The sequence below is a fragment of the Glycomyces dulcitolivorans genome (assembly GCF_003265355.1).
Lineage (GTDB): Bacteria > Actinomycetota > Actinomycetes > Mycobacteriales > Micromonosporaceae > Glycomyces > Glycomyces dulcitolivorans.
Genome location: NZ_QFRW01000069.1, coordinates 1 through 5,461, shown reverse-complemented (window position 1 = coordinate 5,461; position 5,461 = coordinate 1). Strand labels below are relative to the sequence as shown.

Annotated in this window: 8 protein-coding genes; 4 read left to right on the top strand and 4 right to left on the bottom strand. The window is 71.5% G+C overall.

The features are described 5' to 3' along the window. Positions 1-73 precede the first annotated feature (73 nt). Entirely contained in the window at positions 74-793 is a 720-nt protein-coding gene (locus DI269_RS05425) for an ABC transporter ATP-binding protein (protein WP_112134098.1), read from the bottom strand. Positions 794-1,006: 213 nt separating this feature from the next. On the opposite strand from DI269_RS05425, the gene DI269_RS05420 reads away from it, so the two are divergent. From DI269_RS05420 to DI269_RS05410, 3 genes are all read left to right on the top strand, one after another. Then, positions 1,007-2,317, top strand: coding sequence for a sensor histidine kinase (locus DI269_RS05420; RefSeq protein WP_112134097.1), 1,311 nt, complete (start codon positions 1,007-1,009; stop codon positions 2,315-2,317). Further along, on the top strand, positions 2,305-2,952 hold the full coding sequence (locus tag DI269_RS05415) for a response regulator transcription factor (RefSeq protein ID WP_112134096.1): 648 nt from the start codon (positions 2,305-2,307) through the stop codon (positions 2,950-2,952). The genes DI269_RS05420 and DI269_RS05415 overlap by 13 nt, the downstream gene beginning before the upstream one ends. A gap of 95 nt (positions 2,953-3,047) precedes the next feature. Further along, entirely contained in the window at positions 3,048-3,752 is a 705-nt protein-coding gene (locus DI269_RS05410; RefSeq protein WP_112134095.1) for an MIP family channel protein, read from the top strand. 22 nt (positions 3,753-3,774) lie between these two features. Here the strand turns inward: DI269_RS05410 and DI269_RS05405 are convergent, their stop codons facing one another. Genes DI269_RS05405 through DI269_RS26800 form a run of 3 tightly spaced genes read right to left on the bottom strand, consistent with a single transcriptional unit; the run spans position 3,775 to position 4,907 of the window. Further along, positions 3,775-4,095: a HepT-like ribonuclease domain-containing protein gene (locus DI269_RS05405; RefSeq protein ID WP_112134094.1), complete on the bottom strand. Its 321-nt coding sequence runs from the start codon at positions 4,093-4,095 to the stop codon at positions 3,775-3,777. Beyond that, positions 4,092-4,412: a nucleotidyltransferase family protein gene (locus DI269_RS05400; protein WP_112134093.1), complete on the bottom strand. Its 321-nt coding sequence runs from the start codon at positions 4,410-4,412 to the stop codon at positions 4,092-4,094. The genes DI269_RS05405 and DI269_RS05400 overlap by 4 nt, the downstream gene beginning before the upstream one ends. A 54-nt stretch (positions 4,413-4,466) precedes the next feature. Then, the gene (locus DI269_RS26800) at positions 4,467-4,907 is read right to left on the bottom strand and encodes a thermonuclease family protein (RefSeq protein WP_157974777.1); all 441 of its coding nucleotides are present in this window, start codon (positions 4,905-4,907) and stop codon (positions 4,467-4,469) included. A 115-nt stretch (positions 4,908-5,022) separates the two neighbouring features. Between DI269_RS26800 and DI269_RS26795 the strand changes: the two genes are divergently transcribed. Further along, positions 5,023-5,461, top strand: a 439-nt coding sequence (locus DI269_RS26795) for a cell division protein PerM (RefSeq protein WP_198667177.1), incomplete at its 3' end; no start/stop codon positions are given.

The window sequence follows — 5,461 nt, the reverse complement described above, 5'->3', positions numbered from 1 at the left end:
ACTCCACAGCACACCCGCGCAGTCGGGCCCGCCGTCCCCCCGGACGGCGGGCCCGACTGTTCTTCCCCCGGAATCAAAGAAGAGAAGTCGTGAGGACGGGCCGCAGCCGCGCCCCTTCGAGCGCGAACGTCGCGTGCGCCCGCGAGGCCGAGGCCGCATCGCGCGTGACCATGAGGAGCCCGGGCGCCCACTCGTCGACCAGTTCCCGCATGAGGTCGAGGATCTCGGCGGCCTCGTACGGTTCCAGTGCGCCGGTCGGCTCGTCGGCGACGACGAGGTCGGGCCGGGACGCGAAGGCCCGCGCGACCGCGGCCCGCTGCTGGAGCACCGGCGCGAGCTCGGCGGGGCGCCGCGCGAGGAACCGGGCGATGCCGGTCCGCTCGGCGAGGTGGCGGAGCCAGTCGCGGTCGTCCTCGGCCCCGGCGAGGCGCAGCGGCAGCGCCAGGTTCTCCTCGATCGTGAGCGAGGGCAGCAGGTTGTAGGACTGGAACACGAAGCCGATCCGTCCCTGCCGCAGCAGGGTCCGCTTCGCCTCGCCGAGGCCGTTGACGCGCCGGTCGGCGATACGGACCTCCCCGCCGGTGGGGTCGTCGAGCCCTGCGGCGCAGTGCACGAGCGTGGACTTGCCCGAGCCGGCCGCGCCCATGACGGCGATGAACGCGCCGCCGGGGACGTCGAGGCTGATGCGGTCGAGGACGGTGTGGGCCCCGTCGTAGGTCTTGGAGATCTCGCGCAGCGCCAGCGCCGGAGCGGTGGTCGCGGGTCTGGGGGGAGCGGCGAGGACAGTGGTCATCGGGTGTGCCTCCGGGTTTCCTGGTATGACTGCACGCTATGGCGATCGGCGTCCCGTTCCAATGCGGTCAGCTGCCGGAAATGAGGTGGGGACAGCCTCAACCGGACGGGTACAGCCAGCTGTAGTGCGCGCGCTCGCGGCCGGGTACAGCTGGCTGTAGCGACGATGCCGGGGTTCGCAGGTACGTTTCCTAGCGGACCTTTGGAGGATGGAATGGCAGTTCGCAGGCGGGATCGCGTCAGGGCGTGGTTCGACGTCCAGCTGCGCCCCGAAGGCGACGACAAGGCCGGCCTCGGCTCGCTGCTCCTCGCGTCGCTGCGCGCCTCCGGATGGGGCGCGATCGGCGCCGGGTTCGGCATCCTCGCGGTCTACACCATCCCGATGCTGCTGTTCACCGGCCTGCTCTCGGTCCTGGGCCTCGGCAGGTTCGTCGTGCACCCCGCGATGCAGTGGGTGCGCCTCCTCACCGGGCTCGAACGCCGCCGCCTCCGGCGCCTCGGCCACGAGATCGAGTCCCCGTACGCGGGCCCCGACGCCGACCCGCCGCGCAGCCTGCGCGAACTGCGCGCCGACCCGTCCGCGCGCCGCGACCTCATGTGGGTGTTCCTCCACGGCACGTGGGGCCTCATCATCGGCGCGACCCTCCTCCAGATGCCGTTCATCGCCGTCCGCGACGCCACCTACCCGCTGTGGTGGACGTTCGTGCCCGAGTCCGAGCAGCAGATCCTCAACGGCTTCATCGACGCCGACTCGCTCGGCACCGCGACCCTCGGACTCGCCACCGGCATCGCGATCTTCGCCCTCTGGATCCTGTTCGGCCCCAAGCTCCTCGACCTCCAGGGCCGCCCCGGCGTCCACTACCTCGGGCCCGACCCCGACATCGACCTGTCCGAGCGCGTCGCCCGCCTCACCGCGACCCGCGCGGCCGCCCTCGACGCGCACGCCGTCGAACTGCGCCGCATCGAACGGGCCCTGCACGACGGCGCCCAGAACCGGATCGTCGCCGTCGCCGTCCTCGTCGGCGCCGCCAAGCGCGAGATCCCCCGCGACCCCGACAAGGCCGTCGACATCCTCGGCCGCGCCCAGGACACCGTCGAGGGCGCGCTCGCCGAACTGCGCGCGGTCGTCCGCTCAATCCTCCCGCCCGTCCTCGAAGACCGCGGCCTCGCCGGCGCGCTCAACGCGCTCGCCTCCGACTGCGCCGTCCCCTGCACCGTGGACGTCGACGTGCCGGGCCGGTGCCCCGCGAGCGTCGAGGCCACCGCCTACTTCGTCGTCGCCGAGTCCCTCACCAACGTGGCCAAGCACTCCCGCGCCAAGAACGCGTCGGTGGAGGTGCGGCGGCGGGGGAATACGCTCACCGTGACCGTGACCGACGACGGCCGCGGGGGCGCCGACCCCGGCGCCGGGTCCGGCCTCGCCGGCATCACCCGCCGCGTCGAGGCCCTCGACGGGACTACCACGGTGAACAGCCCGCCCGGCGGGCCGACCGAGATCAGAGTGGAGCTGCCGTGCGGATCGTGATCGCCGAGGACGACACCCTCCTGCGGGAGGGCCTCAACCTGGTGCTGCAAGGGGAGGGGTTCGAGGTCGTCGCCTCCGTGGGCGACCCGGCCGCGTTCCTCGCCGCCGTCGAGGAGCACCGCCCCGACATCGCCGTCGTCGACGTCCGCATGCCGCCCACCCACACCGACGAGGGCATCAAGGCCGCCGTCGCCGCCCGCCGCGCCCACCCGGGCCTCGCGGTCCTCGTCCTCTCCGCCTATGTGGAGCAGTCCTTCGCCACCGACCTCCTCGCCGACGGCGCCCGCAGCGTCGGCTACCTGCTGAAAGAGCGCGTCGGCCGCGTCGACGCGTTCGTCGAGGCGCTGCACCGCGTCGCGGGCGGCGGCACCGCCATCGACCCCGAGGTCGTCGCCCAGCTGTTCGCGCAGCGCCGCGCCGACGACCCCGTCGAACGCCTCACCCCCCGCGAGAAGGAGGTCCTGTCGGTCATGGCCGAGGGCCTCGGGAACGGCGCGATCGCGCAGCGGCTGTTCATCACCGAGAACGCCGTCCACAAGCACATCCGCAACATCTTCCTCAAGTTCGGCCTCGCCCCCGACGACCAGACCGACCGCCGCGTCGCCGCCGTCCTCCACTACCTCGAACGCGCCTGAACAGGTTCCGAATACCGCGAAACGCTCACAAAGGACCGCAGATCCTGCCATCCTCTCTGGAACAGACGTAGGAAACGGTTTCCGAGGGGGACGTCATGCGCGCGATCTGGGCCGAGCTGGTCGGCACCTTCTGCCTGGTCTTCTTCGCCGTCGGCTCGGCGGTGTACGGCATCAACGCGATCGGCTTCACCGGCGTCGCCTTCGCCTTCGGCCTCGTGCTCTTCGCACTCGCCTACGCCGTCGGCCCCATCTCCGGCTGCCACGTCAACCCCGCCGTCACGCTCGGCGCGCTCCTGACCGGCCGCGTCGACATCGGCACCGCCGTCGGCTACTGGATCGCCCAGTTCGTCGGCGGCATCCTCGGCGCCGCGATGCTCAAGTTCATGACCACCGCCGGCGACGTCGTCGACCAGACCGGTTCCCTGGGCGCCAACAACTACGGCGGCTCCGTCAACCTCACCGGCGCGATCGTCATCGAGGTGTTCCTGACGTTCCTGCTCGTCTTCACCGTCCTCGCCGTCACCAGCAAGAAGGGCGCCACGCCCGTCGCCGGCGCCGCCATCGGCCTGGTGCTCGCGATCATCCACCTCGTCGGCATCCCGCTGACCGGCACCTCGGTCAACCCGGCCCGCTCGCTCGGCCCGGCCCTGTTCGCCGGTGGCGTCCCGCTGGAGCACGTGTGGGTCTTCATCGTCGCGCCGCTCGTCGGCGGCATCCTCGCCGCGGCCGTCCAGCCGTGGCTGTACGGCCGCGAACCCAGACAAGACGAGACCGACGCCCAGACCGCCTCCGCGCTCTAGCAGCGCGCCACGTCCTCCGTGTCTAGAACGCGCGCAGCTGCTCTTCGAGCTTCGGAATGTCGACGGACGCGACGCTCCACAGCAGCTCGATGTCGACATCGAAGTAGCTGTGCACCACGCGGTTCCGGGTGGCGACGATCTGCCGCCACGGGATCTCGGGGTGCGCTCCGGTCAGCTCCGGCGACAGCCGGTTCGCGGCTTCGCCGATGATCTGGACCAGGTGGACGATCGCCAACTGCGCGTACTCGTCGGCGTCGAACGCTTCGCGTCCCTCGGTGACTTTCCGGCGGATCTTCTCGGCGGCGTCGAGGATGTCCGCGAGCCGCTCGCCGTCGTCCCTCACAGCCGGATCGCCTCGGCCGCGATCCGGTCGCGGATGCGCGCCTTCAGCCCGGGGACCGTCGAGACCTCGGTGTACACGCCAAGCAGCTGCTCGACATCGAGGGCGAACCCGGCCATGTCGAAGTAGCCGTGTCCAGGGGCGACGTCCACCAACAGGTCCAGGTCGCTGTCGCTGTCGGCTTCGTCGCGCGCGACCGAACCGAACACGCGGATGTTGCTGATGCCGTAGCGCTCGCCGATGCGCGCCAGCTCCGCGCGGTGCGCGCGGAGCTCGGCGACCGTCACGCGCCGACGGCGAGCAGGCTGGTCAATGGTCATCGGAGTGCCTCCTTCGCCTGGCGATGGTACCGCGGTGGAAAAGCCCCTCCGGGGCTATTCGTCCGCCCCCAGCGACTTCCACATCCCGCGCCGCTCGCCCTTCGCCAGGCGCTCGGCCTTGCGCAGCGTGTCGCCGATGGTCAGCTCCTGGTGCCCCAGGATGTAGGAGTGGGCCATGCCTTCGGCGACTGCGAGGACCGCGTAGTTCATGCCGTTCTCCATGACCACGTGGGCGAGCAGCCGGTCGTACTGGTCGTGCGTCTCGTCGCCGGGGTCGGTGAACAGGGTTACGGTGCGGCCTTCGAGCTTGCTCTTCGCGTAGACCTTCGCCTCCGCGCCCCAGTCCTCCTCCTCGCGGAACCCGCCGGACTCGGGGGAGTTGATGCCCATGATCCGCACCCGGATCTTCTCGCCGTCGATGAAGGCGCGGAACGTGTCACCGTCCACGACCTCCTCGACGTCCACCTTGGCGTAGAAGTCGCCCGGACCTTCCATCTGCTGCCTCCTCAACGCCGACCCCCGTGGCCGGACATCCCGGACCCATCCTCGCATTCGGCCGCCCGTCATGGGAACCGTGCTCGGCGTGCCCCCTTGTGACAGACTGGTCGGCGTGGAGCGACGACCGAACCGACGCCCTGGCAGCTCAGGGTCCGCGCAGCGCGACACCGTGCGCATCGACGGTTCCGCTCCGCGGCAACGCGACTCCGAACGCGAGACCGAAGTCCTCGACACCGGCGCCCGGCCCCGGCCCAAGCGCCCGCGCGCGCTCCTGGCGTCCGCGCTGGCGACCACGATCTGGTGCGCCACAGTCGTGTTCACGCCGATCCTGGTGTGCGTCATCCTCGGCTGGTGGCAGGCCGGCGCGCAGGGCCCGGTGTCCGTGGTCGCCGCCGCGGCCGGGACCGCGTGGCTCTCCGGGCACGGCGTGCCCGTCGACATCGGACCGATCCACCTGAGCGTCCCCCCGCTCGCGCTCACCGTCCTCATCGCCTGGCGCCTCGCGAAGGCCGCCGCCGGGACCACGCGCGCGATCGGCGGCCGCGACGCCG